The sequence below is a fragment of the Micromonospora sp. ATLC20 genome (genome assembly GCF_057196585.1).
In genome coordinates this window covers 1-26,687 of record NZ_JBXUOV010000078.1, presented here as the reverse complement: position 1 = coordinate 26,687, position 26,687 = coordinate 1, and the positions used below count along the sequence as shown (strand labels likewise).

At 72.3% G+C, this 26,687-nt stretch carries 21 protein-coding genes; 10 read left to right on the top strand and 11 right to left on the bottom strand.

The window, feature by feature from the left end; translation table 11 throughout:
* A partial coding sequence (locus AC2CHG_RS17720) for an aminotransferase class I/II-fold pyridoxal phosphate-dependent enzyme (RefSeq protein ID WP_484525155.1) occupies nucleotides 1-635 on the bottom strand: 635 nt, incomplete at its 3' end.
* A 161-nt stretch (nucleotides 636-796) separates the two neighbouring features.
* Here AC2CHG_RS17720 and bioB point away from each other — a divergent pair.
* The 3 genes from bioB to AC2CHG_RS17705 are packed head-to-tail and all read left to right on the top strand — an operon-like array spanning nucleotide 797 to nucleotide 2,525.
* On the top strand, nucleotides 797-1,792 hold the full coding sequence (gene bioB, locus AC2CHG_RS17715) for a biotin synthase BioB (RefSeq protein ID WP_262016343.1): 996 nt from the start codon (nucleotides 797-799) through the stop codon (nucleotides 1,790-1,792).
* 7 nt (nucleotides 1,793-1,799) lie between these two features.
* Nucleotides 1,800-2,015 carry a biotin synthase auxiliary protein BsaP gene (gene bsaP, locus AC2CHG_RS17710; protein WP_194803251.1) on the top strand — a complete coding sequence of 72 codons (216 nt, stop codon included), beginning with the start codon at nucleotides 1,800-1,802 and terminating at the stop codon, nucleotides 2,013-2,015.
* 3 nt (nucleotides 2,016-2,018) lie between these two features.
* On the top strand, nucleotides 2,019-2,525 hold the full coding sequence (locus AC2CHG_RS17705; RefSeq protein ID WP_484525154.1) for a GNAT family N-acetyltransferase: 507 nt from the start codon (nucleotides 2,019-2,021) through the stop codon (nucleotides 2,523-2,525).
* 62 nt (nucleotides 2,526-2,587) lie between these two features.
* Here AC2CHG_RS17705 and AC2CHG_RS17700 read toward each other — a convergent pair whose 3' ends face one another.
* Complete coding sequence (locus AC2CHG_RS17700) at nucleotides 2,588-5,026, bottom strand: non-reducing end alpha-L-arabinofuranosidase family hydrolase (RefSeq protein ID WP_484525153.1); 2,439 nt, start codon at nucleotides 5,024-5,026, stop codon at nucleotides 2,588-2,590.
* A gap of 159 nt (nucleotides 5,027-5,185) precedes the next feature.
* Nucleotides 5,186-8,053, bottom strand: a complete 2,868-nt coding sequence (locus AC2CHG_RS17695; protein WP_484525152.1) for a glycoside hydrolase family 9 protein — start codon at nucleotides 8,051-8,053, stop codon at nucleotides 5,186-5,188.
* Between the two features lie 427 nt (nucleotides 8,054-8,480).
* Here AC2CHG_RS17695 and AC2CHG_RS17690 point away from each other — a divergent pair, with 427 nt between their 5' ends.
* Nucleotides 8,481-10,046 carry an aldehyde dehydrogenase family protein gene (locus AC2CHG_RS17690; RefSeq protein WP_262016358.1) on the top strand — a complete coding sequence of 522 codons (1,566 nt, stop codon included), beginning with the start codon at nucleotides 8,481-8,483 and terminating at the stop codon, nucleotides 10,044-10,046.
* Between the two features lie 176 nt (nucleotides 10,047-10,222).
* Here the strand turns inward: AC2CHG_RS17690 and AC2CHG_RS17685 are convergent, their stop codons facing one another.
* On the bottom strand, nucleotides 10,223-11,311 hold the full coding sequence (locus AC2CHG_RS17685) for a GNAT family N-acetyltransferase (protein ID WP_463841173.1): 1,089 nt from the start codon (nucleotides 11,309-11,311) through the stop codon (nucleotides 10,223-10,225).
* Between the two features lie 80 nt (nucleotides 11,312-11,391).
* Nucleotides 11,392-12,096 carry an ACT domain-containing protein gene (locus AC2CHG_RS17680; RefSeq protein WP_013474552.1) on the bottom strand — a complete coding sequence of 235 codons (705 nt, stop codon included), beginning with the start codon at nucleotides 12,094-12,096 and terminating at the stop codon, nucleotides 11,392-11,394.
* Between the two features lie 150 nt (nucleotides 12,097-12,246).
* On the opposite strand from AC2CHG_RS17680, the gene AC2CHG_RS17675 reads away from it, so the two are divergent.
* Together AC2CHG_RS17675 and AC2CHG_RS17670 are read left to right on the top strand one after the other, a co-directional pair.
* Nucleotides 12,247-13,320 (top strand): phosphotransferase family protein, encoded by a 1,074-nt coding sequence (locus AC2CHG_RS17675; RefSeq protein ID WP_484525151.1) that lies wholly within the window; start codon nucleotides 12,247-12,249, stop codon nucleotides 13,318-13,320.
* Nucleotides 13,321-14,532 carry an acyl-CoA dehydrogenase family protein gene (locus AC2CHG_RS17670; RefSeq protein WP_484525150.1) on the top strand — a complete coding sequence of 404 codons (1,212 nt, stop codon included), beginning with the start codon at nucleotides 13,321-13,323 and terminating at the stop codon, nucleotides 14,530-14,532.
* A 23-nt stretch (nucleotides 14,533-14,555) separates the two neighbouring features.
* On the opposite strand, the gene AC2CHG_RS17665 is transcribed toward AC2CHG_RS17670, so the two are convergent.
* The 6 genes from AC2CHG_RS17665 to AC2CHG_RS17640 form a co-directional block, all read right to left on the bottom strand.
* Entirely contained in the window at nucleotides 14,556-15,602 is a 1,047-nt protein-coding gene (locus tag AC2CHG_RS17665) for a LacI family DNA-binding transcriptional regulator (protein ID WP_135238999.1), read from the bottom strand.
* Nucleotides 15,603-15,684: 82 nt separating this feature from the next.
* Nucleotides 15,685-17,118: a GH1 family beta-glucosidase gene (locus tag AC2CHG_RS17660; RefSeq protein ID WP_484525149.1), complete on the bottom strand. Its 1,434-nt coding sequence runs from the start codon at nucleotides 17,116-17,118 to the stop codon at nucleotides 15,685-15,687.
* Nucleotides 17,115-17,915, bottom strand: coding sequence for a carbohydrate ABC transporter permease (locus tag AC2CHG_RS17655; RefSeq protein ID WP_030274682.1), 801 nt, complete (start codon nucleotides 17,913-17,915; stop codon nucleotides 17,115-17,117). Before AC2CHG_RS17655 ends, AC2CHG_RS17660 begins: the two co-directional genes overlap by 4 nt.
* Before the next feature lie 105 nt (nucleotides 17,916-18,020).
* Nucleotides 18,021-19,001, bottom strand: a complete 981-nt coding sequence (locus AC2CHG_RS17650) for a carbohydrate ABC transporter permease (RefSeq protein ID WP_194803261.1) — start codon at nucleotides 18,999-19,001, stop codon at nucleotides 18,021-18,023.
* Between the two features lie 118 nt (nucleotides 19,002-19,119).
* Nucleotides 19,120-20,439, bottom strand: a complete 1,320-nt coding sequence (locus AC2CHG_RS17645; RefSeq protein WP_120570966.1) for an ABC transporter substrate-binding protein — start codon at nucleotides 20,437-20,439, stop codon at nucleotides 19,120-19,122.
* A gap of 211 nt (nucleotides 20,440-20,650) precedes the next feature.
* Complete coding sequence (locus tag AC2CHG_RS17640) at nucleotides 20,651-21,196, bottom strand: plasmid pRiA4b ORF-3 family protein (protein WP_262013489.1); 546 nt, start codon at nucleotides 21,194-21,196, stop codon at nucleotides 20,651-20,653.
* A 150-nt stretch (nucleotides 21,197-21,346) separates the two neighbouring features.
* Here AC2CHG_RS17640 and AC2CHG_RS17635 point away from each other — a divergent pair, with 150 nt between their 5' ends.
* The 4 genes from AC2CHG_RS17635 to AC2CHG_RS17620 all read left to right on the top strand — a co-directional run.
* Entirely contained in the window at nucleotides 21,347-22,204 is an 858-nt protein-coding gene (locus AC2CHG_RS17635) for a pyrimidine reductase family protein (protein ID WP_463841172.1), read from the top strand.
* A 730-nt stretch (nucleotides 22,205-22,934) separates the two neighbouring features.
* The gene (locus AC2CHG_RS17630) at nucleotides 22,935-24,683 is read left to right on the top strand and encodes an ATP-binding protein (RefSeq protein WP_043325613.1); all 1,749 of its coding nucleotides are present in this window, start codon (nucleotides 22,935-22,937) and stop codon (nucleotides 24,681-24,683) included.
* 11 nt (nucleotides 24,684-24,694) lie between these two features.
* On the top strand, nucleotides 24,695-25,843 hold the full coding sequence (locus tag AC2CHG_RS17625; RefSeq protein ID WP_262013491.1) for an exonuclease SbcCD subunit D: 1,149 nt from the start codon (nucleotides 24,695-24,697) through the stop codon (nucleotides 25,841-25,843).
* On the top strand, nucleotides 25,843-26,687 hold an 845-nt coding region (locus AC2CHG_RS17620; RefSeq protein ID WP_484525148.1), incomplete at its 3' end, for an AAA family ATPase. The genes AC2CHG_RS17625 and AC2CHG_RS17620, both read left to right, overlap by 1 nt.

Genomic DNA, 26,687 nt, shown 5'->3' with positions numbered 1-26,687 from the left:
ACCCCGCCGGCTCCGGCCGGGCCGGTGACGCCGAGCGCGTGCGCGTCGTCGACGAGCAGCAGCGCGCCGTGGCGGCGGGCCACCGCGTGCAGCTCCGCGAGCGGGGCCAGGTCGCCGTCGACGGAGAAGACCGACTCGGTCACCACCACCGCCGGGCGGCCCGGCGCGGCGGCGAGCGCCGCGGCCACCGCCGCGACGTCGGCGTGCGGCGTCACGAGCGTCTCGGCGCCGGAGATCCGGCAGCCGTCGATCAGCGAGGCGTGGTTGTGGGCGTCGGAGACGAGCAGCGTCCGCGGTTGGGTCAGCCCCCGGACGGCGGCGAGGTTGGCCAGGTAGCCGGAGGAGAACACCAGCGCCCGGTCGACGCCCAGCCAGCCGGCCAGGTCGTCCTCGAGCGCGTGGTGGGCGTCGGTGGATCCGCGCACCAGGCGTGACCCGGTGGCGCCCAGCCCGTACGCGGACAGGGCCTCTGCGGCGGCGGCGGTGACCTCGGGGTGGGTGGCCAGGCCGAGGTAGTCGTTTCCGGCCAGGTCGACCACGGCGTCGTCGGCGGCGCGGGGGCGCAGCGTGCGGGTCAGTCCCGCCCGGGCCCGCAGCTCGGCGCGGCGGTCCAGGGCCGCCAGCCAGTCCGCCACCGTGCCGTCCCCTCCCGCCGACTCCCCGCCCCCCGCCGGGCGCTTCCGCGGGGCGAAGTTACCACCCGCGCCGAGGGCCCCGGCGTGGCGCGGTCCCGGCTCGCCGGGGGGCCGACGGCGGTGGTTTCCCGCGCTCACGGTGGCCTGTTAGGTTACGAGCCATGCCAGAGATCCTCGACCAGGCCCGGGAGCGGGTGCTGGGCAACGGCGTCGGCCTCGACGAGGCCGGTGTCCTCGCGGTGCTGAACCTTCCCGACGAGCACCTGCCCGCCGCGCTCCAGCTCGCCCACGAGGTCCGGATGCGCTGGTGCGGCCCGGAGGTCGAGGTCGAGGGCATCGTCTCGCTGAAGACCGGCGGCTGCCCGGAGGACTGCCACTTCTGTTCGCAGTCCGGCCTGTTCACCTCGCCGGTGCGCTCGGTCTGGCTGGACATCCCGGCGCTGGTCGAGGCCGCGAAGCAGACCGCCGCGACCGGCGCGACCGAGTTCTGCATCGTGGCCGCGGTACGCGGTCCGGACGCCCGGCTGATGAAGCAGATGCGCGAGGGCGTGGCCGCCATCCGCGCCGCTGTCGACATCCAGGTCGCCGCCTCGCTCGGCATGCTCACCAAGGAGCAGGTCGACGAGCTGGTCGAGATGGGCGTGCACCGCTACAACCACAACCTGGAGACCTGCCGCTCCTACTTCCCGAACGTGGTCACCACGCACTCGTGGGAGGAGCGCTGGGAGACGCTGCGGATGGTCCGCGAGTCCGGCATGGAGGTCTGCTGCGGCGGCATCCTCGGCCTCGGCGAGACGGTCGAGCAGCGCGCCGAGTTCGCCGCGCAGCTCGCCGAGCTGGACCCGCACGAGGTGCCGCTGAACTTCCTCAACCCGCGCCCCGGCACGCCGCTGGGCGACCGCCCGGTGGTGGAGGGCAAGGACGCGCTGCGCGCCATCGCCGCGTTCCGGCTGGCCATGCCGCGCACCATCCTGCGGTACGCGGGCGGCCGCGAGCTGACCCTCGGTGACCTGGGCACCCGCGACGGCCTGCTGGGCGGCATCAACGCGGTGATCGTCGGCAACTACCTGACCACGCTGGGTCGCCCGGCCAACGCCGACCTGAAGCTGCTGGAAGACCTGAAGATGCCGGTGAAGGCGCTCTCGGCGACCCTGTGAGGCAGCGGTGACCGAATCCTCCCCCGCCACGGCCGCCCCCGCCGCGCTCTGGTGCGACAGGTGCGGCGAGTCGGTGACGGCCGGGCCGCACCCGGCGTGCGAGGCGGCGCGGGCGTGGGAGCCGCCGCGCTGGTGCGCGTCCTGCCGTCGGCGGATGAAGGTGCAGGTCGTACCGGCCGGCTGGTCGGCGGTCTGCGTCGAGCACGGCGAGCGGCGGGGCTGAGGCGTGCTGCGCGGGCGGGCGGTGACGCTGCGGCCGGTGACCGACGCCGACGTACCCGCCCTGGCCGCGATCCGGGCCACCCCGGAGGTGCGCCGCTGGTGGCGCGGCGGTGACGACCTGGCCGAGTCGGTCCGGGCCGACCTGGCCGACGACGCGCTGACGATCTACGCCGTCGAGCACGACGGCAGGCTGGTCGGCGCGATCCAGTGGTACGCCGAGACCGACCCGGACTACCGCCACGCCAGCCTGGACGTCTTCCTCGACCCGGCGGTACGCGGCACCGGGCTGGGCGGCGACGCGATCCGCACGCTGGTCCGGCACCTGATCGACGAGTACGGCCACCACCGGTTCACCATCGACCCGGCGGCGGCGAACACGGCGGCGATCCGGGCGTACGCGAAGGTCGGGTTCCGCCCGGTGGGCATCATGCGCCGCTACGAGCGCGGCGCGGACGGGCGCTGGCACGACGCGCTGCTGATGGACCTGCTCGCCGAGGACCTGGCCGGCTGAACGAACGGGCGTGCCCGGCACCACGTGGGTGCCGGGCACGTCTTCCGGTAGCTGTGTGACGGTCAGCGCTGGAGGGTCAGCACACCCGGCCGCCACGGCAGCAGGTTGTAGTCGCCTCCCGCACCGGGGTTCTTGCCCTGGTACAGGAACTGCAGGTTGCAGGGGTCGATGGTCTTGGTCTGGTCGGGGTTGGTGCGGACCAGGTCACCGTGGCTGATGTCGTTGGTCCACGTCGCGCCGCTGTTGGCCTTGCCGGCGAACGGGTTGCTCTCGGTGGCGGCCTGCGGGGTCCACGAGCCGCTCAGGCTGTTCGACGTGAACGACCGGAAGTAGCGTCCCTGACTCCCGATCGCCTCGACGATCATCAGGTACTGGTTCTGGCCCGCCACCTTGTAGACCTCGACGCCCTCGAAGAGGTTGTTCGTCGAGTCGGTCATGATCGTCGTGTAGCTCGAACCGAAGCTGCCCGGGAAGTTCCCGAGCGGCATGCTCGACCGGTAGATCTTGCCGTTGTCCCCGGCGAAGAACAGGTACATGTTCTGGTCGTCACCGATCAGGGTCTGGTCGATGACGCCGTACGGGGCGTCCGGCAGGGTGGCGGTGGACAGCGTCTGCGCCGAGGACCAGCCGTTGGCGTTCGTCGGGTCGCTCGACGTCTTGTAGCTGAACGAGGTCGGTCCCCACTGGTACGCCAGCACCCAGATGTTCTTCGGCGCGAAGTACAGCAGGGTGGGTGCCACGGTGCCCTGGCTCATCCCGTTCTGGCCGGCCGAGGCCATGTCGGACCAGTTCGTGAACGGGCTGAAGTTCATCGAGCTGTACTGGCCGCTGCTGTTGACGTACGACCCGTAGACCAGGTGCTTGCCGTTGTAGACCACGTTCGTGAAGTCCTTGAGCGAGACCCAGCCGTTCTGCGGGTTGGCCAGCGCGCCGGTCGACGACCACCGGTAGGTCGACGGGAGCGAGCAGCCGCCGGGCGGGGGCGTCGTGGTCGGCGGCGGCGTGGTCGGGGGCGTGGTGCCGCCACCGAAGTCGGTCCGCCACTGCTGGTTGGTCTGCCCGTGGCAGTCGTACAGCTGGATCTGCTGGCCGTTGCCGGTGCCCCAGACGTCCAGGCAGCGCCCGGACTGCACGCCGCTGATGGTGCCGTTGGAGTTGATGTTCCACTGCTGGTTCGACTGACCGTTGCAGTCGTAGATGATGATCCCGGTGCCGTTGCCGGTGGCCGCGCCGTTCGCGTCCAGGCACTTGCTGCCGTAGACCATCAGCTGCTTGTTCGAGGTGTACGTCCACTGCTGGTTGGACTGACCGTTGCAGTCGTAGAGCTGGACGCGGGTGCCGTTGCTCTGCGAGGAGTTCGGCACGTCGATGCACCGGCCCGACTGCACTCCGACGATCCGCCCGGCGCCACCGCTGGGCGGCGGTCCCGTGGTCGGGGTCGTGGTCGGCCCGGAGGTCGGGGCGGCCGCGTTGAGGACGTTGAGGACCGAGTTGTACGCGGCCTTCTTGTTGCCTCCGCCGTCGAACAGCAGCGGGCTCTCGTTCGAGCGCCACGAGTCGCTGTCCCGCACGCCCCACACCGTGATGCCGATACAGCGCGGCACGTTGATGCACGCCTGAGTCAGCCCGGCGTACTGGCTGGTCGAGGAGTTGGTCACGTCGACCTCGGTCAGCGCCACGTCCACACCCAGCGCCGCGAAGTTCTGCAGCGTGGTCTGGAAGTTGCCCGGCAACGAGCTACCGCCGGTGAAGTGGGTCTGCAGACCCACGCAGTCGATCGGCACACCCCGGGACTTGAAGTCCCGGATCATGTTGTACACACCCTGCGTCTTGCCGTACGACCAGTTCTCGATGTTGTAGTCGTTGTAGCAGAGCTTCGTCGACGGGTCGGCCGCCCGCGCGGTCCGGAACGCCACCTCGATCCAGTCGTTACCGGTGCCCTGCAGGTTCGAGCTGCGGCGGCTGCCGTCCTCGTTGAACGCCTCGTTCACCACGTCCCACGCCGCGAGCTTGCCCCGGTAGTGGGCCATCACACCGTTGATGTGATCGATCATCGCCTGACGCAGGTTGCTGCCGTTCAGGCTCTGCATCCAACCCGGCTGCTGCGCGTGCCACGCCAGCGTGTGGCCACGGACCTTCAAGCCCCGCTGGGTCGCCCAGTTGTAGATCTGGTCACCGGAGGAGAAGTTGAACTGGCCCCGCTGGGGCTGCGTCGCGTCCGGCTTCATCTCGTTCTCAGCCGTGATCATGTTGAACTCACGCCCGGCGATGGTGCTGTACGTCGAGTCGCCGAGCCGGCCCGCCGCGATGGCGGTGCCGAAGTAGCGGCCCGACTGCGCGGCGGCGGCGCCCAGCGTGGACGCGGCGGCGTTCGCCGACGGCATCATCACCGCGACGGCTGCCACCGTCACGGCGCTGACGGCGCCGGCGAGCAGCGCCCGGACGGCCGGTGATCGCCGTCGCCGGCTCCCGCCGCGATGAACGGATGGGCTCATTGCCATCTTGGCCTCCTTACTGGCCAACACCCAGGCCGTCGGGGCGAAGACGACTGGACGTCTCGGTTGGGTATCTAGCTCCGTCGATGCTTCCATCGCGCATCGACGAGGACAATGGTGTTTCGGAAACGTTTCGGAAAGGTTCTGGCCACGCACCCTCGACGGTCAGGACACGGTGCAGGCGGAGCCGTTCAGCGTGAACGCGGCGGGCTTCGGGTTGGCGCCGGTGTGGGTGCCGTTGAAGCCGAAGCTGGTCGACGCCCCCGGCGCCAGCGTCCCGTTGTAGGACAGGTTCGACGCGGTCACCGCCGTACCGGTCTGGGTCACGTTCGCCGACCACGCCTGCCCGACCTTCTGCCCGGCGTTGCCGAACGTGAACGCCAGCGTCCAGCCGTTGATCGCCGTGGTGCCGGTGTTGGCGACAGTGACGTTGGCGGTGAACCCGGTGTCCCAGGTGTTCGCCGTCCAGGTCACCGCGCAGGCGCCGCCGGCGGGCGGGGCCGTGGTGGTCACCGTGACGCCCGGCGACGCGGGCGAGACGTTGCCGGCCGCGTCCACCGCCACCACTGTGAACGTGTACGTGGTGGAGGCGGTCAGCCCGGTCACCGCCAGCGTGGTGCCGGTGGTGGAGCCGACCAGGACGTTCCCGCCCCGGTAGACGCGATACCCGGTGACGCCGACCGCGTCGGTGGACGGGCCCCAGGTCAGCGTCAGGCCGGTCGCGCCGACCGCGGAGGCGGTGGGCGTACCGGGTGCGGTCGGCGGGGTGGTGTCCGGTGCCGGGCCGGCCGGCGTGGTGACGCTGACGGCGGCCGACGACGCGGAGCGGTTGCCGGCGCCGTCGAGCGCCCGCACGGTGAACTGGTACGTCCGCTCCGGCGCCAGCCCGGTCACGGCCAGGGTCGCCCCGGTGGAGGCGGTGACGACCGGGTCGGCGCCGGCCGAGGCACGGGTCACCTCGTACCCGGCCAGGCCGCTGCCGCCGGTGTCGGTGGACGCGGCCCAGGTCAGCGTGAGCCCGCTCGACGTGACGGCGGATGCTACGGGCGTGCCGGGCACTGTGGGCGCTGTGGTGTCCGGGGTGACCGGTCCGGGCTCCTCGCCCCAGACGCGTACGCCACCGGAGTAGAGCGGCACCTTGCGGTTCGGCCCGGCGGTGGCCTGGTACGACGGGTCGTTCGTCGGGTCCCAGGTGCCGCCCTCCGGCACCCCGATCTTGAACTGGACCTCCATCCGGTGCTGCGACTGACCGGCGGGCGCGATGGTGTAGCCGGTGCAGTCGACCTCGACGTACCAGATGTCGCCGGAGAACTGCTTCGCGGTCGACGGCGACGGGCAGCCCTGGGTGTAGCCGGGCGTGACTGTCACCGGTCCGGTGCCGTCGGGCCGGAAGAAGTACCGGAACTTACCGGTGGTCAGCGCCCGGGCCGGGAACGCCGACTTGTTGTAGATGATCGCCTTGAGCCCGGTGGCGCGCGGCTCGGCCTGCATGACTGTGGTCTCCACAGTCAGCTCGTCCAGGTCGGGCGTCTCGGCGGACGGGAAACCGGCGCGCGGGCTGCCGCCGTACTCGTTGGCGAGCCGGGCCAGCGCGGAGGTGAAGCCGGCGTTGTAGTCGGTGGCGACCTCGTTCATCACGTAGTCCGACCGGCTGTCGGTGTACGCGTCGTTCGCCGAGGACGGTCCGCCGACGAGCGCGCCGTAGAGCACGTGCCGGGTCTCGGCAGGTACGGTCTGGCTGTCCCACCAGGAGCCGTGCGCGGTGCGGTGGTGCGGGTTGCGCGGCGAGTTGGTGCCGTAGCCGATCTGGTAGCTGGAGTTGCGCGGGTTGTCGCCCAGCGCGTAGTTGATCTGCCGGACGGCGAAGTCGTGGTAGCGCGCCTTGCGCGTGGTGTCGGTGGTCTTGTCGCTGTAGACCAGCGCGGCGAACGCGGTGTTGGAGGCGTACCGCAGTGCGCCCCAGGAGTCGAGCACCGCCATCCCGCCGGGCGAGTACGGCACCCGCTGCCCGTTGACGCCCACCGTCCAGTAGTCCAGCCACCGGTTGGCGTCGTCGACGTACTTCTGCTTGCCGGTCAGGTTGGCCAGCAGCACGTACGCGCCGAACTGCTTGTTGTCCCAGGCGATGGTCCACTTGTAGGAGCGGGTGGTGGACTGCGGCTCGGTGCCGAGCTTGTCGTACTCGCTCTCGGCCTTGGCCAGGTAGGTGGCGTCGCCGGTGGCCCGGTACAGCCAGATCGCGCCCCAGACCAGTTCGTCCTGGTAACCGCTCCACGACTTGTAGAAGCTCGTCGCGTCGGTGATGCACTCGTGGTAGCTCTTCCGCACCGTGTCGGCGAACGTGTAGAGCTGCTTGGCGTGGCCGAGCAGCTTGTCCGCGTAGGCCGCGTCGGTGGACCGGAAGACCATCGACGAGGCGGCCATGGCGGCCGCCGTCTCCCCCGCCAGGTCCGCGCCGCCGCAGCTCGCGTCGATCTTGTACGCGGGCCGCGCCATCGGCATCACCTCGGCCGGGCCCCACCACTTGTGGTCGTCGTCGCCCTTGCCGACCTGTCCGTAGAGGACGTTCGCGGCGGGGTGCGCCTTGACGAAGTAGTCGTTGACGAAGCGCAGGTTGTTCAGCAGGTGGGTGAGCTGGCCGGAGGCGGCGTACCCGTCGCGGTACTCGACCGCACCCCACGCCAGCATGGTGGCGCTGAACGCCATCGGGAAGCCGAACTTCACGTGGTCGCCGGCGTCGTACCAGCCGCCGGTGAGGTCGACGCCCACGTCGGCACCGTCGGTGAGCGCCGAGTCGCCGCGCCAGGAGACCCGGTTCCAGGAGGGCTTGCGGCCCGACTGCTGCGCCTCGTAGAAGAACAGCGACTTCTGCAGCGCCTCGGCGTAGTTGAACGTGGCCGCGGCCTGCGGGGCGGCGGACGCGGGTGGCGGGGCGGCGACGGCCGTGGCCAGGCCGACGGCCAGCGCGGCGCCGGCGGCGAACAGCCGGCGGAGCCGGGACCGGCCTCCCGGCGGCGGAATCGGACGGGGCATGGCGAGCTCCTGTGGCTGGCGCCGGGGCGGCAGCCGGAGCGGGGACGGTTCGCAGGGCTCCGGCTGCCGCGTGGCGGTGGTGGTGGGCGTCCGCGAGAGGTTCGGGAGCGCTCCCATGGACAATCGACAATGTAATGCGCCGTTCATCACAGGGGAAGAGCGCGCCGATCCGGGACGCCGGGTGTACTCACGGGTAACCATCGGGAGCTGGATCACACCATCGATGCTTCTCGATATAGAGCGTGTTCGGTCCCAGCTCAGCGGCATCGCCACGGTGGCGAATGCGCCCGCGAGAGCGTCGCCGGCGGCGCGGCCGTCCTGGCATACGAGCGTACGGTTGCCCGGCCGCTCCGGCCCGCGGGACAGTACGCCTCACCTGCGGTGCCATCGACGCCGCCGCTCCCCGGACGACACTGAGGAGATCGCGATGGCTCTACGACTCGCCGAGGGCACCTCCTGGTCCGACACCCTCGCCCGGGCGGTGGCCGCCACGCCCGAGGCGTTCGGCACCGGCCCCGACGGCACCACGACGCTGCACAACCTCGTCCAGGGCGACTGGCGGGCGCTCGGCACGCCCACCGCCGTACGTACCCCGGTGGACAACACCGTGCTGGTGAACCTCGCCCGGCTCGACGCCGACACGGCCCGCGCCGCCGTCGCCCACGCCGCCGACGCGCACCGGGAGTGGGCACAGACCCCGCTGGCCGAGCGCGTCGCCCGGGTCACCGACGCCCTCGACGCGCTCACCGCACACCGCGACCTGCTCGCCCTGCTGCTGGTCTGGGAGATCGGCAAGCCGTGGCGGCTGGCCTGCGCCGACGTGGACCGCGCGCTGGACGGCGTGCGCTGGTACGTACAGGAGATCGAGCGGATGCTCGCCGACGGGCGGGAGCCGCTGCCCGGCCCGGTCAGCAACATCGCCTCCTGGAACTACCCGATGAGCGTGCTGGTGCACGCCGAGCTGGTGCAGTTGCTCGCCGGCAACGCGGTCATCGCCAAGACGCCGTCGCAGGGCGGCGCGGTCTGCCTCACCGTCGCGCACGCGCTGATGCGCCGCGCCGGGCTGCCCGCCACGCTGCTGTCCGGCAGCGGCGAGGAACTGTCCGAGGTGCTCGTCCGCGCGCCGGAGATCGGCGCTGTGGCGTTCGTCGGCGGGCGCTCCAACGGCGGCAAGGTCGCCGCCGCGCTGCTCGACTGCGACAAGCGGCACTTCATCGAGCAGGAGGGCCTGAACGCCTGGGGCATCTGGAACTTCTCCCAGTGGGACTCGCTCGCCGCCCACCTGCGCAAGGGCTTCGAGTACGGCAAGCAGCGCTGCACCGCGTACCCCCGGTTCGTGGTCCAGCGCGACCTGGTCGACGAGTTCCTCGACATGTACCTGCCGGTGGTCCGCTCGATCCGGTTCGGGCACCCGCTCGCCGTCGGCGACGACTGGTCGGCCGGCGACCCGCTGCCCGAGCTGGACTTCGGGCCGCTGATCAGCGCCGCCAAGGCCGACGAGCTGCGGCGCAAGGTCGACGAGGCGGTACGCGGCGGTGCCGTGCCGCTGCACCGCGGCAAGCTGGACGGGGCGCCGTTCCTGGACGGGCAGGACACGTCCGCGTACGTCGCGCCGGCCGTGCTGCTGGCCCCGCCCGGCCGGTCCCGCCTCATGCACGCCGAGCCGTTCGGCCCGGTCGACACCATCGTCGTGGTGGACACCACGGACGAGCTGCTGGCCCAGATGAACGCCTCGAACGGCGCGCTCGTCGCGTCGCTCGCCTGCGACGACGAGGAACTCGCCGGCAAGCTGGCGATGGACCTGCAGGCGTTCAAGGTGGGCATCAACAAGCCGCGCTCCCGAGGCGACCGGGACGAGCCGTTCGGCGGCCGGGGCGCGTCCTGGAAGGGTGCGTTCGTCGGCGGCGACCTGCTCGTGCAGGCGGTCACTGTGGGCGGCGACGGCCGGCTCTACGGCAACTTCCCCGACTACAGCAGCTACCCGGCCACCTGATCGCGCACAGACGGGCGGGGCCCCCGCATCGGGAGCCCCGCCGTGTCACCGTCCCCCGTATCGGAGGTCGGCCCCTGTGGCGCGTGACCGCGCCGGTTTCGGCCGTCCGGGCCGTACCCCTCGGGTGCGCCGCGCCGTTGCGGCGCACCTCCGGGATCCGGCCGGCGGCCGTCAGCTCAACTCGACCGCTGCGCCGGTACCGACACCTCGGCCCGCGCGGCGGGCTCGACCGGCGGCCGTGCGGCCAGCGGCAGCGTCGCGGTCAGCACGCTGCCGTCGCGTTCCATCGCCACCGGCCGGTCCAGCCGGCGCAGCGTCCGCAGCATCGGCGTGTTCTCGGACTGCACGTGCAGCAGCACGGCGGCGTAGCCGGCCCGGTCGGCGTGGCCGACCAGGCGGCGCAGCAACGCCGAGCCGAGACCCCGCCGCTGCCAGTCGTCGCGGACCAGCAGCGCCGCCTCGGCCTCGTCGCCCTCGCCGAGCAGGTTCGCCATCGCCACGACCGGCTCCGCCGCCCCGCCGGAGCCCGCCGTGGCGAGCAGTGTCACGCCCCGCGCCGGTTCCAGCAGCCGGCGCAGCCGGGCCGGCGACGGGTCCGCCGCCCCGCTCAGGTAGCGCCGCTGCCGGCTGCGCGCCGAGCAGGCGGCGTGCAGGTCGCGTACGCCGGGGACGTCCTCGGCGGTCGCGGCCCGCACCGACACCTCACCGCCGTCCGGCAGCACCAGCGTGATCCGGTCGGCGTCCCGGCGGGCCAGCGTCGCCGCCAGCTCGACGAGGGCCTGCGCGCGGGCGTACTCGGCCGGGGTGAAGCTCGGCTCCCGGCGGTGCAGCTCGTGCGCGCCGCCGGCCGGGTCGGCGAGCACCATCGTGGTGCCGCCCACCCCGCCCGGCGCGGCGGCGGGCGTCGGACGCCAGGTCACCGTGTCGGCGCCGAGCAGCGTCCGCAGCACCTCGCCGGCCGCCTCCGGGTCACGCACCAGCCGCCCGGCGAGCCCGAGCAGCCGGGTCGGCTCGTCGGCCAGCCCGCGCGCCCCGCTGCGCGCGATCCAGCACTCCCGGCCCCGGCCCCGCTCCACGGCGGCCCGCAGCTCCGCCTCGGTCACCTGCTCGGGCGCGTCGACCAGGAAGTCGTCGACAGCGCCGGCCTCGGTGGTGTGCACCTGCACGCTGAGGATGTTGACCCCGCGCAACGCGAGGCTCGCCGTGAGCACCGACAGGTAGCCCGGCCGGTCGTCCACGGTGGCTCGGATCCGCCACAGCGCCATGGTTGTCTCCCTTCCTCGGCACCGACCATGCCGTGCGCCTGTTGCGGGCCCGTTGCCCCGGGGTGACGCGGGCCCTCCGGTCAGGTGACGGTGGTCACGGGCGGCGTGCCGACCAGGTCCAGCCGGTCGCCGAGAATCACTGCGCCGGCGCGGACGAGCTGGGCGAGCCGGTCCACCTCGGTGGAGTGGAACCCGGCGGCGGCGAGCGGCTCGCTGTGGTCGCGGGCGACCACGAGCACCAGCCCGGCCCGGCCGAACGGCGCCACCGCGTAGTGGTGCCCGTCCGGGCTGGTCATGGCGCGCGCCCGCAGCGGGGTCACCTCCGGCAGCCGCGGCGGCACCGGCGCCCGCCAGCTCGCGTGGCCGATCGCGGCGACGCCGGCCTCGCCGCTGCGCGAGGCCCAGTCCAGGGGTACGACGGCGACCACCGCCCAGTCCGCGGCGAGCAGCCCCGGCACCGCGTCGACGAGCGTGGCCACCCCGTCGACCGGGTTCGCCGCCACCTGGGCGAGCAGTTCGGCGTCCTGACCGGTGGTGGTGGGCGCGCCGATCGCCCGCCACACCCCGTCCACCCGGACGCCGGGGATCGCTGCGAGCCCGGCGAGCATCCGCTCCACCCGCGCCGCACCCGGCCAGACCACCGTGAAGTCGTCCACCGCCCGGCCGCCGAGCCGTTCCAGCACCACCACCTGCACGATGTCCGCACCGGAGACGCCGAGTGTCCGGGCCACCTGGCCGAGCGTGCCCGGACGGTCCGGCAGGGTCACCCGAACTCTCAGCAGCATGTCTGATCCCCTCCGCTCGGCGGGCCGGCCGAGCGGCCGGCAGGCTGGGGCCCAGCCTGCCGGTTGACCATTTCGCCCCTGTTGCAAGGGCATGTCCCGCCGGGAAAACCCGACCTTGACAACAAAGCTGAGCTGCCATCAACTAATCGGATGACCGATCCGGCCGCCGATGTCGCCGCGCCCTCGACCGGTCCGGCCCCCCGCGGGCTCGACCTCGACCGGCTCGCCGCCCACCTGGCCGTCCACCGGCCGGACCTGAGCGGGCCGCTGTCGGCGCGGCTGATCGCCGGCGGCAAGTCCAACCTCACCTACCTGCTGCGCGCCGGTGACCGCGAGGTGGTGCTGCGCCGGCCGCCCCTCGGGCACGTGCTGGCCACCGCGCACGACATGGCCCGCGAGCACCGGGTGATCTCGGCGCTCGCGCCGACCGGCGTACCGGTACCGGAGGCGCTGCTGCTCTGCGCCGACGAGAGCGTCATCGGCGCGCCGTTCTACCTGATGGCCAAGGTCGACGGCGAGGTCTACCGACGGCGGGAGCAGACCGACGCGCTCACCGCCGCCCAGCGGCGCGACCTCGCCATGGCGATGATGGACACGCTCGCCACGCTGCACCGGGTCGAGCCGGCCGAGGTGGGGCTGGCCGACTTCGGCCGCCCGGAGGGCTACCTGGCCCGGCAGGTGCGCCGCTGGGCCGGCCAGCTCGACCGGTCCCGCAGCCGGCCGCTGCCCGGCATCGACGAGCTGCGCGACGCGCTGGGCGCCAGCGTGCCCGAGGGCGCGAACGCGGGCCGGATCGTGCACGGCGACTACCGGCTGGACAACCTGCTCGCCACCGTCGACCCGGTGGCGGTGCGGGCGGTGCTCGACTGGGAGATGGCCACGCTCGGCGATCCGCTCGCCGACCTCGGGCTGCTGCTGACGTACTGGGACGTGCTCGGCGACAGCGACCACGGCGAGAGCAACCCGGTGGCCGACGGCATCGGGCCGCGGGCCGGCTTCCCCACCGGCGCCGAACTGATCGAGCGGTACGCCGGGCGCAGCGACGTCGACGTCGGCCCGCTGCACTGGCACGTGGCGCTCGGCTGTTTCAAGCTCGCGGTGATCTGCGAGGGCATCCACTACCGGCACACGCTCGGGCAGACGCTGGGCGATGGCTTCGACCGGATCGGCGACATGGTGGCGCCGCTCGTGGCACACGGGCTGCACGCGGTGAGGGAGAGCTAGATGGAGTTCGCGTACGACGACCGGACGGTCGAGCTGCGGCAGGGGCTGGAGGCGTTCCTCACCGAGTGCGTGTACCCGGCCGAGCCGGTGCACCACGAGCAGGTGGCCGCCGCCGGCGACCCGTGGGCCCGCCCGCCGGTGATGGAGGAGCTGAAGGCGCAGGCGCGGGAGCGCGGGCTGTGGAACCTGTTCCTGCCCGACGCCCGCTACGGCGCCGGCCTGACCAACCTCCAGTACGCGCCGCTGGCCGAGCTGACCGGGCGCAGCCCGCACCTGGCCCCGGAGGCGCTCAACTGCGCCGCGCCGGACACCGGCAACATGGAGCTGCTGGCCGAGTTCGGCTCGGAGGAGCAGCGCAAGCAGTGGCTCATGCCGCTGCTGGCCGGTGAGATCCGGTCCGCGTTCTGCATGACCGAGCCGGAGGTGGCGTCCTCCGACGCGACGAACATCGCCACCCGGATCGTCCGCGACGGCGACCACTACGTCATCAACGGCCGTAAGTGGTGGTCGTCCGGGGCGATGGACCCGCGCTGCGAGATCTTCATCGTGATGGGCAAGACCGACCCGGACGCCGACCGGCACCGCCAGCAGAGCATGATCCTGGTCCCCCGGGACACCCCCGGCGTGACGGTACGCCGCGGGATGCGGGTCTTCGGCTACAGCGACGCCCCGCACGGCGGGCACGCCGAGATCGACTTTTCGGACGTACGGGTGCCGGTGGACAACCTGGTCGGCGAGGAGGGCACCGGGTTCGCCATCGCCCAGGCCCGGCTCGGCCCCGGCCGGATCCACCACTGCATGCGCCTGGTCGGCATGGCCGAGCGGGCCCTGGAGCTGCTCTGCCGGCGCGTGCTCGACCGGGTCGCGTTCGGCCGCCCGCTCGCCGAGCAGGGCGTGGTCCGCGAGTGGATCGCCGAGTCGCGGGTCCGGATCGAGCAGGCCCGCCTGCTCGTGCTCAAGACCGCGTGGCTGATGGACACCGTCGGCAACAAGGGCGCGCACACCGAGATCCAGGCCATCAAGATCGCTACCCCGCTGATGGCCGAGTGGGTGATCGACAAGGCCATCCAGGCCTACGGCGGGGCCGGGGTCAGCCAGGACACCCCGCTGGCCGAGCTGTGGGCGGCGGCTCGCACGCTGCGCTTGGCCGACGGCCCCGACGAGGTCCACCGCGCGTCGCTGGCCCGCCGCGAGCTGCGCCGCCACTCCTGACCCGCTCCCCCGCCGGGGGTGGGTCAGGCGGAGGCCCGGTGGATCAGCTCGGTGTCCAGCAGCACGTGCGGGGAGGGGACCTCCTCGCCCCGGATGCGGGACACCAGCAGCCGGGCCATCTGCCGGCCCATCTCCTCCACCGGCTGGAACACGGTGGTCAGCGGCGGCTCGGCCTGACGCGCGATCGGGGCGTCGTCGAAGCCGATCACCGCCACGTCCTCGGGCACCCGGCGGCCGGCCTCGCGCAACGCGCGCAGCGCGCCGAAGGCCATCAGGTCGGAGGCCACGAACACGGCGTCCAGTTCCGGGCACACGTCGAGCAGCCGGCGCATGGCGGCGGTGCCGCTGCCCTCGCTGAAGTCCCCGTACGCGATCAGGCCCGGATCGACCCGGCTGCCGGACGCACGCACTGCCTCCTGGTAGCCGGAGAGCCGGGCCAGGCCGGCGCCCATGTCCTGCGGGCCGGCGATGGTCGCGACCCGCCGTCGGCCCTGGCGGAACAGGTGCTCCACCGCCTGCCGCGCGCCGCCGACGTTGTCCATGTCGACGAACCACGCCGGCTGCGCGTTCGGGTGCAGCATCCGCGCCGGACGGCCGCCGAGCACTGTCGGCAGGCCGCGCTCCTCCAGCAGCGTGGGCAGCGGGTCGGCGTCGTGCAGCGACAGCAGGAGTACGCCGTCCACGTGCTGGTTGGTCAGGTGGTGCTCGACCCGTTCCCGCTCGATCGGCGACTGCACCATGGCCAGCCAGAGCTGCATCGGCGTCTCCACCAGCCCGGAGCTGACGCCCCGGACGATGGCCGCGAAGAACGGCTCGGTGAAGACCCGCTCCCCCGACTCGGACACGACCAGTGCGACCGAGTCGGTCCGCTGGGTGACCAGCGCACGGGCGGCGCGGTTCGGCACGTACCCCAGCTCGGCGATGGCCTGCTGGACGGCGGCCCGGGCCTCCGGGCTGACCTGCGGCGAGCCGTTGACCACGCGGGAGACCGTGCCGCGCCCGACGCCGGCGCGAGCCGCGACCGCGTCGAGGGTCGGACGCCCGAGCGAGCGGGTGCGCTGCGTTGTCATCGTTGTGCTCCTCCGACGGTCGGGCGGGCCCGGCACCGATTGAGGCGTCGGCGCCGGGCCGCCCGTTACTGGCTGGCCCAGCTTATTGTGCGGGCAGTCCGTTGCGTCGGATCACGTCGGCGTACCACCTGGCGCTGGACTTCGCGATCCGGGCCTGGCTGTCGTAGTCGACATAGACCATGCCGAACCGCTTCGTGTAACCCCAGGCCCACTCGAAGTTGTCCAGGAGCGACCAGGCGAAGTAGCCCTTGAGCGGCACACCGGCCTCGATCGCGGCGTGCGCCGCGCGCAGGTGCGCCGAGAAGTAGGCCAGCCGGTCCGGGTCGTCCACCCGGCCGTCAACCAGCTCGTCGACGAACGCCGAGCCGTTCTCGGTGACGTAGAGCGGCAGGTCGGTGTACTCCCGGTGGACCCGCTCCAGCGTCTCCACCAGGCCCGGCGCGTCGATCTCCCAGTCCATGTCCGTCACCGGGACACCCCGGGTGACGAACCGGACGTCCTCGCTGCCCGGCCAGCAGGACGGCGCCCGCCAGTAGGGCTCCGGCTCCGCGCCCTCGACCGGCGCGGCCACCACGTGCCGGCTGTAGTAGTTGACCCCGACCATGTCCAGCGGCGTGGAGATGGTCGCCAGGTCACCGTCGCGCACGTGCCCCATGTCGGTGACCTGACGCAGGTCCGCGACGAGGTCGGCCGGGTACGCCCCGCGCAGCACCGGGTCCAGGAAGAACCGGTTCGCCAGCGCGTCGATCCGCCGGGCCGCGTCGGCGTCCGCCGCCGACCCGCTCGCCGGGGTCACCGGGTACAGGTTGACGGTGATGCCGAGCTGCGCCTCCGGGCGGACCGCGCGTACCGCCTGCACGGCCAGGCCGTGACCGAGCATGAGGTGGTGCCCGGCCCGGACCGCGTCCGCGCCGTCGGAGCGGCCCGGCGCGTGCACGCCGGAGCCGTAACCGAGGAACGCCGAGCACCACGGCTCGTTCAGCGTGGTGAAGTACTTCACCCGGTCACCGAGCGCCTCGGCGACCAGGTGGGCGTACTCGGCGAAGCGGGCGGCGGTGTCCCGGGCCGGCCAGCCGCCCGCGTCCTCCAGCGGCTGCGGCATGTCCCAGTGGTAGAGCGTCAGCCACGGCTCGATGCCGTGGCCGAGCAGCTCGTCGACCAGCCGGCGGTAGAAGTCCATGCCCTCCTGGTTGACCCCGCCGGTGCCGCCCGGCTGCACCCGCGGCCAGCTCACCGAGAAGCGGTACGACCGCAGGCCCAGGTCGGCCATCAGCCGCACGTCGTCAGGCATCCGGTGGTAGTGGTCGCACGCCACGTCGCCGGTGTGCCCGGCCACGGTCCGGCCCTCGGTGTGGCTGAAGGTGTCCCAGATCGACGGGGTACGGCCGCCTTCCGTCGCCCCGCCCTCGATCTGGTACGCGGCGGTGGCCGCGCCCCAGAGGAAGTCCGGCGGGAAGGTCAGGGCCGGACCGGCGTCGAGGAGACCGACGGCGGGCGGGCTTGCTGGGTTGCTCACGACTTGACGGCGCCTTCCATGATGCCGCCGATGATCTGGCGGCCGAACAGAACGAACACGACGAACAGGGGCAGGGTCGCGATCAACGTACCGGCGAAGATCTGCGAGTTGTCGGCGAAGTAGGCGGTGTTGAGGCTGCGCAGCGAGATCTGGACGGTCGGGTTGGACGGGTCCGCCAGCACCACGAACGGCCAGAAGAACTGGTTCCACTGCTCCATGAAGGTCAGCAGGCCCAGCACTGCGGCGGCCGGACGCAGCGCGGGCGCCACCACGTGCCAGTACACCCGCCAGGTGGAGCAGCCGTCCACCCGGGCGGCCTCGATCAACTCGTTCGGTACCGCCTGCTCGGCGTACTGGCGCATCATGAAGATGCCGAAGCCGCCGATCAGGAACGGAACGGTCACCGACGGCATGGTGTTCAGCCAGTCGAGCTTCGCCATCAGGATGTACAGCGGCAGCACGCCGAGCTGGATCGGCACCATCATCGAGGTGAGGATGATCAGCAGCAGCGCGTTCTTGCCCCGGAAGCGGAGCTTGGCGAACGCGAAGCCGGCCAGCGAGCCGAAGAACACCGTCGCGACGGTGATCGTCCCGGAGACCAGGAACGAGTTCATCAGGCCCTTGACGATGTTGGCGTCGCTGTTGGCGAGCACCCGCTCGATGTTCTCGCCAAGCTTGCCGCCGGGCAGGAACGGCGGCGGCCACGAGTTTGCCGCGTCGTTCGTCCGGCTGGCGATCACGATCATCCAGTAGAACGGGAAAAGGGACAGCAGCACGCCGAAGATCAGGCCGATCATGGTGAGCGGGCTGGCCTTCCAGAGCCGCTCGGCGCGGTGGGCGGTCTTGACCGGCGGACTCTGCCGGGTGGGCGGGCGGACGGCGGTGGTCGTCATCTCGTCACCTCACTTGTCGGAGCTGATGCGGCGGGCGAGCAGGTAGTTGATCGCCGACATCAACGCGATGAGCACGAAGAGCACGAGCGCGACCGCTCCGGCGTAGCCCCACCGGAAACGCTGGTTCATCACGTCGAGCAGGTACATCGTGATGGTCTGGAACTGGCCCTCCGAACCACCGGAGAGACCGCCCGAGCCGCTGGTGAACAGCAGGGGCTCGGTGAACAGCTGGAGGCCGCCGATGGTGGAGATGATCAGCGTGAAGATGATCGTGGGGCGCAGCTGCGGGACCGTGATGGACCAGAACTGGCGCCGCCGGGAGGCGCCGTCCAGCGCCGCGGCCTCGTACATGTCCTTGCTGATCGACTGCATGGCGGCCAGGTAGATCAGCGCGTTGTAGCCGACCCAGCGCCAGTCGACCATGGTGGAGATGGCGAACCAGGAGGCGAAGCGATTCGCCCGCCAGTCGATCGGGTCCAGGCCGACGCTGTCGAGCAGCCAGTTGACCAGGCCGAAGTCCTTGGCGTAGATCATCGAGAAGATCAGCGCGACCACGGCGGTCGAGGTGATGATCGGCATCGCGATGGCCATCCGGAAGAACGTCTGCGCGCGCAGCTTCCGGTTCAGCGCATTGGCGAGCATCAGTGCCAGCAGCAGCTGGGGCACCGTGGAGAGCAGGAACATGCCGAACGTGTTGACCACCGCGTTCCAGAACTGCGGGTCCTCGGTGATCAGTTCGACGAAGTTGTCCATCCCGACGAAGGAGATCGTCGAGTTCAGCGGCGACCGGTCGGTCAGCGCGATCCAGACCGTGTACGCGATCGGGTACACGCCGAACACGGCGAAGATCACGAAGAACGGCAGGACGTACAGGTACGGCGAGTATTTCAGGTCCAGGCGCGTCAGTGAGGCGGCACGGCGGCGCGAGTGACGGGCGGCGCGCGGCGGGCCGGGTTCGGGCGGCGCCGCGGCGTGCAGGTCGAGGCTCATGGGGAGTCCTTCTCCTCGGCCGGCGTCACCCGCCACACGGGCGACGCCGGACTCTGCGGGCACCGCGGGTGGCGCCGGCAGCCGGGCTGCCGACGCCACCCGCGGGCGGCTCAACCGGTTACTTACCGGCGGCCGCACCGTTCTTGAGGGCCGTCTGCCACTGCTCGCCGGCCGACTTGCCCTGCTCCACGGCGCGCAGGCTGTTCTCCACCGCGGTGCGGACCGCGTTGTTCTTCGGGCCGAGGTAGACCGGCTTCAGCTCGGTGGCGCCGGCGGCGAAGATCTTGCCGACCGGGGCCTTGCTGAAGTAGTCGTTGGTCGAGTCGGCCACGGCCGGGTCGGTGAGCGCCTGCGGGTTCGAGGGCAGGTTGCCGACCGCCTTGTACGCGCCGATCTGGCCCTTGGCGCTGGTCAGGAACTTGGCCAGCTCCGCGGCCTCCTTCTGGTGCTTGCTCGACTTCGGCACGCCGAGGAAGGAGCCGCCCCAGTTGCCACCGGCGCCCGGCGCCTTGGCGATGTCCCACTTGCCGGCCGCCGCGTCACCGGCCTGGCCCTTGATGACACCGGTCATCCAGGCGGGGCAGGCGATGGTGGCGAAGGTGCCGTTCTTGAAGCCGGCGTTCCACTCGTTGGAGAACGACTGGAGGTTGTTGGACAGCCCGGCGGCGATCATCTTGGTGGTGAGGTCGTACGCCGTCTTCACGTCCGGGTTCTGGTCGATGACCATCTTGTTGCTCTTGTCGTAGTACGTGTAGCCGGTGCCCTGGCCCGCGACCTGCATCAGCACCACGTTGTAGAAGTTGGTCGCCGAGTCGACGAACTTGTGCTTCTTGTCGGCGGCGGCGAACTTCTGGCCGGTGGCGATGAACTCGTCCCAGGTCGGCCAGAGCGCGCCGACCTGCTCGCGGTCGGTGGGCAGCCCGGCGGCCTTGAACAGGTCGCTGCGGTAGCACAGCGCCATCGAGCCGACGTCGGTGCCGAGGCCCAGCACCTTGCCGTCGGGGGTGGTGCCCTGCTCCCACTTCCACGGCAGGAAGTTGCCCTTGAGGTCGTTCGCGCCGTGGTCGGCGAGGTTCACGAACTTGTCGGCCTGGGCGTAGAACTGGACGATCGTGCCCTCTTCCAGGGCCACGACGTCGCCGGCGCCCGAGCCCGCGGTGATCTGCTGGGTGAGGCGGGTGTTGTAGTCACCGAGGCCGAGGCCCTTGCCCCGCTCCTGGATCTTGACGTTCGTGTGCTCCGCTTCGTACTGCTTGTACAGCTCTTCGTAGCCGAAGCCCTGGTCGCCGAAGACGTCGACGACCAGGGTGATCGGGCCGCCGCCGCTGCCGCTGTCGCCGCTGTCCGAGTCGTCGCCGCAGGCGGCGGTGGTGCCGAGCACGACGACGGACGCGAGCGCGATGGCCGCGAAGCGCCGACGACGGATTGGGACGCTCATCCGAGACCCCTCTTTCGGTGGTGAGGCGATATCTGCTGTGTGGTGGGGGGTGCGTTTCGCGCGGGCCGGAGCGGGCAGGAGGGAGATCCGCACCACTCTCGGGAGCGCTCCCATGAGGTTGCCGGGAGGTGACAGGGGTGTCAATAGACCGTTGGGAGCGTTCCCATTTCGTTACCGCGTCGGCGCGCGGTCGGCGGCGCGGGAGCTCAGGTCAGCAGCAGCGGCGCAGCAGGACGGTGGCGCGGTCCGGGTCGAACGCGGCCGGATCGAACGCCGGGCCGGCCCACTCGCGCATGGCCGGGTGCTCCTGATGCTCGGGGTCGGCGAGCGCGGCCAGCAGGACCGCGTACCCGGCCGGACCGCCCACGTCCTCCGGCGGGCAGGCCCGCTCCCCGTCCAGGCACAGCGGGTAGCGCTCGTCCGGGTCGGCGGCGCAGCAGTCCTCCACCACCAGGTCGTGCTCCCACCAGTCACCGAAGTCGTAGGTGTAGCGGAACCGGTCGCCCTTGCCCACGAGCGCGTCCAGCCGGACGTCCAGCTCGTCGCGCAACGACAGTTCGCCGTCCGGGTCGGGCTCGCCGTACTGCCGGCCGTCGACGTCGAACGAGTGCAGGTGGCAGTCGCGCCAGCCCATCGCGTGCTGGATCACCCGGTGCAGCCGGTCCAGCGTGTAGCCGCCGGGCACCAGCACCCGCCGCCACACCGGCGGCCGGACGCCGGCCAGCGACACCATGAGCTGGAAGATCTGACGCGACACGACGTCCCATCCTTCCTGGGCATAGGCTGCCTGCATGATCTGCCGAGCCTGCCGGGAACGGCGGCACGACGACTGTCCTGGCCGGAAGTGGTGCGACTGCCAGCACCGTACCCCCGAACCCACCCCTCCGGTCACCGGTCCGGCCGGCGAATGACCGTCGGAACCCCGATCGAACGGATCTGGCCCGCACCCGTTACCGGTGCGCTCACCGATCCGCAGCTCACCGCGCTCTACGGCCGCGCGGCCCGTCCGCACCTGCGGGTCAACTTCGTCGCCAGCGCCGACGGCGCGGTCACTCTGGACGGATACTCGGCCGGGCTGTCCGGCGAGCCGGACAAGCGGGTCTTCGGCCTGCTGCGGATGCTCTGCGACGGCCTCGTGGTGGCCGCCGGCACGCTGCGGCACGAGGGCTACCGGGCGGTCCGGCTGAGCCCGGAGCGCCGGGCCTGGCGGCGCGAGCACGGGCTGGCCGAGTTCCCGACGCTGGTGGTCGTCTCCGGGTCGCTCGACCTCGACCCGGCGCAGGCCGCCTTCGCCGACGCCCCGGTCCGGCCGATCGTGCTCACCCACGCCGACGCCGAACCGCCGCCCGGGCTGACCGACGTGGCAGACGTGGTCCCCTGCGGCACCGACCCGGCCGAGGAAACCGACCGCGTCGACGGCAGCGGCCGGGCGGACGGCGCCGGGCGGACTGGTGGCACCGGGCGGGTCGATCTCGTCGCCGGCCTGGCCGAGCTGCGCCGGCGCGGGCTCGACCAGTTGCTCTGCGAGGGCGGTCCGCATCTGTTCGGCGCGCTCACCGCCGCCGACCTGGTCGACGAGCTGTGTCTCACGGTGGCGCCGCTGCTCGCCGGCGCCGGTCCGGGCCGGATCACCGCCGGGGACACCAGCGTCCCGCGTCACCTGCCGCTGCGGCACGTGCTGGCCGCCGCCGACGGCGTGCTGATGCTGCGCTACGCCCGCGACCCCGCCGAGACCCCGCCCGCCGGCGCCGCCCCCGCCGCCTGACCCACTAGCGGCAGCGGCAGCGGCAGCGGCAGCGGCAGCGGCAGCGGCAGCGGCAGCGGCAGCGGCAGCGGCAGCGGCAGCGGCAGCGGCAGCGGCGAGATCTTGGTACCAAACGGCCCCTATAGGGGCCCCTTCCTACCAAGATCTCGGCGTCGTCCTGACCTGCGGGACACGACTCCCGCTGCTCGGGACGATGCGGACCGGAAGCGGCGAATCCCGTGCGGGCAGACGACGGGCGGGCCGCCATGGGTGTCACCGGCCCGCGGAGGCACCCATGGTGTTCCACCGAGCGGCCGGGCCCGACCGCACGGCGCCGGACACCACCCGGACCGCCCGACGGCACCGCCGAGGCCATCGGTCGGGTCACCCCGGGAACCGGCGGCGGGTGGCAGCGCGGGAAACGGCCGGCGGCGGCACGGGGAACGACCGAGGGACGGCGGCACGGGGAACGGCGGGCGGTTCGGGGACGCGGGACCGGCCGGGGACGCGGGACCGGCCGGGGGCACGGGAACGGCCGGGGGCACGGGAACGGCCGGGGGCATGGGAACGGCCGGGAAAGCGCGAACAACCAAGGAAACGCACGCTCAGTGGTCGGGCGGATTCGGGGGGCTACCGTTCGGCGCACGGGTGGCGTGGCGTCCGCCGCGTCGCGTGGCAACCTGTCGCATCCCTCGGGCAGGATGCACGACGTGCACCGCCAACGGTACGACCAGCCGACCGGAGACCGCCGATGACCGACGATCAGCTCGACGGGCCCGGCGAGGGTGTCGGCCGAGTGCTCGGCACCGCCGACGCCACCCCGCTCACCTTCTGGACCGCCGTCGCGCCGGGCAGCTACCTGCAACTCGACGACGTGGTGGTGACCCGCCGCGACCTGCCCGACCGTGAGCCGGTGACGATCGCCGGGGTGGTGACCCAGGTGCGCGCCCGGCACGAGGGGGCGCAGTTCGACTCCGACGTCTTCGCCATCGCCGACGGCACGCTGCCGGCGCAGGTGCAGGAGGCGGCCGAGGTGACGACCACGCGGGTCGACCCGGAGTTCTACGTGCCGCCGACGCCGGGCGCGGTGGTGCACCGGGCCGAGGGTGACGCGCGGGCGCGGGCGCTGCACTTCGACCGGATGGAGCGGCGGATCCCGATGGGGATGGGCCGCGACGGCGTGCCGGTCTACCTCAACGCCGACTTCCTCGACGGCACCCGGGGCGCGCACGTGTCGATCTCCGGCATCTCCGGTGTCGCCACCAAGACGAGCTTCGCCACGTTCCTGCTCTACTCGGTGTTCCGCTCCGGTGTGCTGGGCGGCGACGCGGTGAACGCCAAGGCGCTGATCTTCAACGTGAAGGGCGAGGACCTGCTCTTCCTCGACCACCCGAACAGCCGGCTCGACGACCCGACCCGGGCGGCGTACGCGAAGCTGGGCCTGGACGCCGGCGCGTTCCCGGACGTGCGGGTGTACGCCCCGCCGCGGGTCGGCGACTCCTCCGGCACGCCGGATGTGAGCAGCCGGCTCACCGGCGTGGACAGCTTCTACTGGACGCTGTCCGAGTTCTGCGCCGACCGGCTGCTGCCGTACGTGTTCGCCGACGCGGACGACGAGCGCCAGCAGTACACGATGGTGGTGCACTCGGTGGCCGCGCACCTGGCCCGCTACGCCCAGCCCGCCGACGGCGGGGTGAGCATCGACGGGGTGCGGCTCGGCTCGTACGCGGACCTGGTCGACCACGTGGTCGAGCAGCTCAACGACGACGAGACGCGCGGCGAGTGGGCCGGCAGCGCGGTCGGGCTGGGCACCGTCAACGCGTTCGCCCGGCGGCTGATCGGCAGCAAGAAGGACCTGGGCCGGTTGATCCGTGGTGACCTGGCGACCCGTCGCCCGCACTCGATCAACACCGCGGAGAGCGCCCAGGTCACAGTGGTCGACCTGCACAACCTGCCGGATCGCGCGCAGCGGTTCGTGGTCGGTGTGACGCTCAAGAGCGAGTTCGAGCGCAAGGAGAAGGCGGGCACCGCCAAGCCGCTGCTGTTCGTCGTGCTCGACGAGCTGAACAAGTACGCGCCGCGGGAGGGCTCGTCGCCGATCAAGGAGGTGCTGCTCGACATCGCCGAGCGGGGCCGCTCGCTGGGTGTGATCCTGGTCGGCGCGCAGCAGACCGCCAGCGAGGTGGAACGGCGGATCGTCACCAACTCGGCGATCCGGGTGGTGGGCCGGCTCGACCCGGCCGAGGCGTCCCGCCCGGAGTACGGCTTCCTGCCGCCCGCCCAGCGGCAGCGGGCGCTGCTGGCCAAGCCGGGCACGATGTTCGTCAACCAGCCGGACATCCCGGTGCCGCTCTGCCTGGAGTTCCCGTTCCCGGCGTGGGCCACCCGGGTCTCGGAGGCGGGCCGCGCGCCCTCGGAGACGCTACGGTCGATCACGCAGGCCGCCGATCCGTTCGCGGTGGTCGGCTCCGGCTCCTCCGACGACGACATCCCGTTCTAGGCGGCACCCAGATGAAGATCCTGCACACCTCCGACTGGCACGTCGGCAAGGTCCTCAAGGGGCAGTCCCGGGCGGAGGAGCACAAGCAGGTCCTCGCCCAGGTCATCGAGATCGCCCAGCGCGAGCAGCCCGACCTGGTGATCGTCGCCGGTGACCTGTACGACACCGCCGCGCCGACCCCGGAGGCGACCCGCCTGGTCACCCGGGCGCTCACCGCGCTGCGGCGTACCGGCGCCGACGTGGTGGCGATCGGCGGCAACCACGACAACGGCGCGGCGCTGGACGCGCTGCGCCCGTGGGCCGAGGCGGCCGGGATCACGCTGCGCGGCAGCGTCCGGGAGAACCCGGACGAGCACGTCGTCGACGGGGTCACCGCCGGCGGGGAGCGCTGGCGGGTCGCCGCGCTGCCGTTCCTGTCCCAGCGGTACGCGGTGCGCGCGGTGGAGATGTACACGCTCACCCCGGCCGAGGCCAACCAGACGTACGCCGACCACCTGGGCCGGGTGCTGGACCGCCTCGCCGAGGGCTTCACCGAGCCGGACCGCGTGCACCTGGTCACGGCGCACCTCACAGTGGTCGGGGCGAGCACCGGCGGCGGCGAGCGGGACGCGCACACGGTGCTCGGATACGCGGTCCCGGCGACGGTCTTCCCGGGCAACGCGCACTACGTGGCGCTGGGTCACCTGCACCGTTCGCAGCGGGTCATCGGCCCGTGCCCGATCCGCTACAGCGGCAGTCCGCTCGCCGTCGACTTCGGCGAGCAGGAGAACGTCTGCTCGGTGACGATCGTGGAGGTGACAGCCACCACGGCCGCCCGCATCCGCGAGGTGCCGGTGCCGGGCGCGGTGCCGCTGCGCACGGTACGCGGCACGCTCGCGCAGCTCGCCGAGATCGAGGCGCCGGAGGGCTGGCTGCGCGTCTACGTCCGGGAGCAGCCCCGGGCCGGGCTGCGCGAGGAGGTGCAGGAGCTGCTGCCCCGGGCGCTGGAGATCCGGATCGACCCGGAGCTGGTGCCCGCGCCGGGCAGCGGGACACGGACTGCCCAGCGGGCCGGCCGGTCGCCGGGCGAGTTGTTCGGCGACTACCTGGACAGCCGCGGGCACGCCGACGAGGGTGTCCGGGAACTCTTCGACGAGCTGCTCGAGGAGGTGGAGCACTGATGCGGCCGATGCGGCTGGACATGGCCGGGTTCACGGTGTTCCGCGACGAGACCACTGTCGACTTCACCGACGCGGACTTCTTCGCGCTGGTCGGGCCGACCGGTTCGGGCAAGTCGACGGTGCTCGACGCGATCTGCTTCGCGCTCTACGGCACGGTGCCGCGCTGGGGCGGCGCCCGGGGGCTGGCGAACGCGCTGGCACCGTCGGCCACCGAGGCGCGGGTCCGGCTGGTCTTCGAGTCCGCCGGGGACCGCTACGTGGCGACCCGGGTGGTCCGCCGGGACGGCCGGGGCACTGTGAAGACGGCGAACGCCGGTCTGCAGCTCATGCCGCCGGGGTTCGACGTCACCAAGCTCGACACCGGGCTCAGCCCGGAGGATCTGGGCGAGGTGGTGGCGGGCACCCCGGCCGAGATGGAGCAGGCGGTGCTGGACGCGGTGGGGCTGCCGTACGAGCAGTTCACCTCCTGCGTGGTGCTGCCGCAGGGCCAGTTCGCCGACTTCCTGCACGCCAAGCCGGCCACCCGCCAGCAGATCCTGGTGAACCTGCTCGGGCTGGGCGTCTACGAGTCGGTGCAGAAGAAGGCGGTCGAGCGGGCCGGGCAGGCCGAGGCGAAGCTGGAAACGGTCGACAAGATGCTCGGCGGGCTCGCCGACGTCGACGACGAGAGTCTGACCGCCGCCCGGGAGCGGGTGGACGCGATGCGGGAACTGGCCGCGGCGGTCGCTGCCGCCGTACCCGAATGGGCGCGGGCCCGTGCGACGGCGGGCGAGCGGGCCGCGGCGCTGGCCGCCCTCGACGCCGAGCTGGGTGTGCTGGCCGGGGTGCGGCCGCCGGACGGCAC

Coding starts and splice junctions, on each gene's coding strand:
- bioB (WP_262016343.1), top strand. CDS start 797: ATGCCAGAGATCCTCGACCAGGCCCGGGAGCGGGTGCTGGGCAACGGC.
- AC2CHG_RS17700 (WP_484525153.1), bottom strand. CDS start 5,026: ATGGCAATGAGCCCATCCGTTCATCGCGGCGGGAGCCGGCGACGGCGA.
- AC2CHG_RS17695 (WP_484525152.1), bottom strand. CDS start 8,053: ATGCCCCGTCCGATTCCGCCGCCGGGAGGCCGGTCCCGGCTCCGCCGG.
- AC2CHG_RS17690 (WP_262016358.1), top strand. CDS start 8,481: ATGGCTCTACGACTCGCCGAGGGCACCTCCTGGTCCGACACCCTCGCC.
- AC2CHG_RS17685 (WP_463841173.1), bottom strand. CDS start 11,311: ATGGCGCTGTGGCGGATCCGAGCCACCGTGGACGACCGGCCGGGCTAC.
- AC2CHG_RS17680 (WP_013474552.1), bottom strand. CDS start 12,096: ATGCTGCTGAGAGTTCGGGTGACCCTGCCGGACCGTCCGGGCACGCTC.
- AC2CHG_RS17675 (WP_484525151.1), top strand. CDS start 12,247: ATGACCGATCCGGCCGCCGATGTCGCCGCGCCCTCGACCGGTCCGGCC.
- AC2CHG_RS17670 (WP_484525150.1), top strand. CDS start 13,321: ATGGAGTTCGCGTACGACGACCGGACGGTCGAGCTGCGGCAGGGGCTG.
- AC2CHG_RS17665 (WP_135238999.1), bottom strand. CDS start 15,602: ATGACAACGCAGCGCACCCGCTCGCTCGGGCGTCCGACCCTCGACGCG.
- AC2CHG_RS17655 (WP_030274682.1), bottom strand. CDS start 17,915: ATGATCGGCCTGATCTTCGGCGTGCTGCTGTCCCTTTTCCCGTTCTAC.
- AC2CHG_RS17650 (WP_194803261.1), bottom strand. CDS start 19,001: ATGAGCCTCGACCTGCACGCCGCGGCGCCGCCCGAACCCGGCCCGCCG.
- AC2CHG_RS17645 (WP_120570966.1), bottom strand. CDS start 20,439: ATGAGCGTCCCAATCCGTCGTCGGCGCTTCGCGGCCATCGCGCTCGCG.
- AC2CHG_RS17635 (WP_463841172.1), top strand. CDS start 21,347: ATGACCGTCGGAACCCCGATCGAACGGATCTGGCCCGCACCCGTTACC.
- AC2CHG_RS17630 (WP_043325613.1), top strand. CDS start 22,935: ATGACCGACGATCAGCTCGACGGGCCCGGCGAGGGTGTCGGCCGAGTG.
- AC2CHG_RS17625 (WP_262013491.1), top strand. CDS start 24,695: ATGAAGATCCTGCACACCTCCGACTGGCACGTCGGCAAGGTCCTCAAG.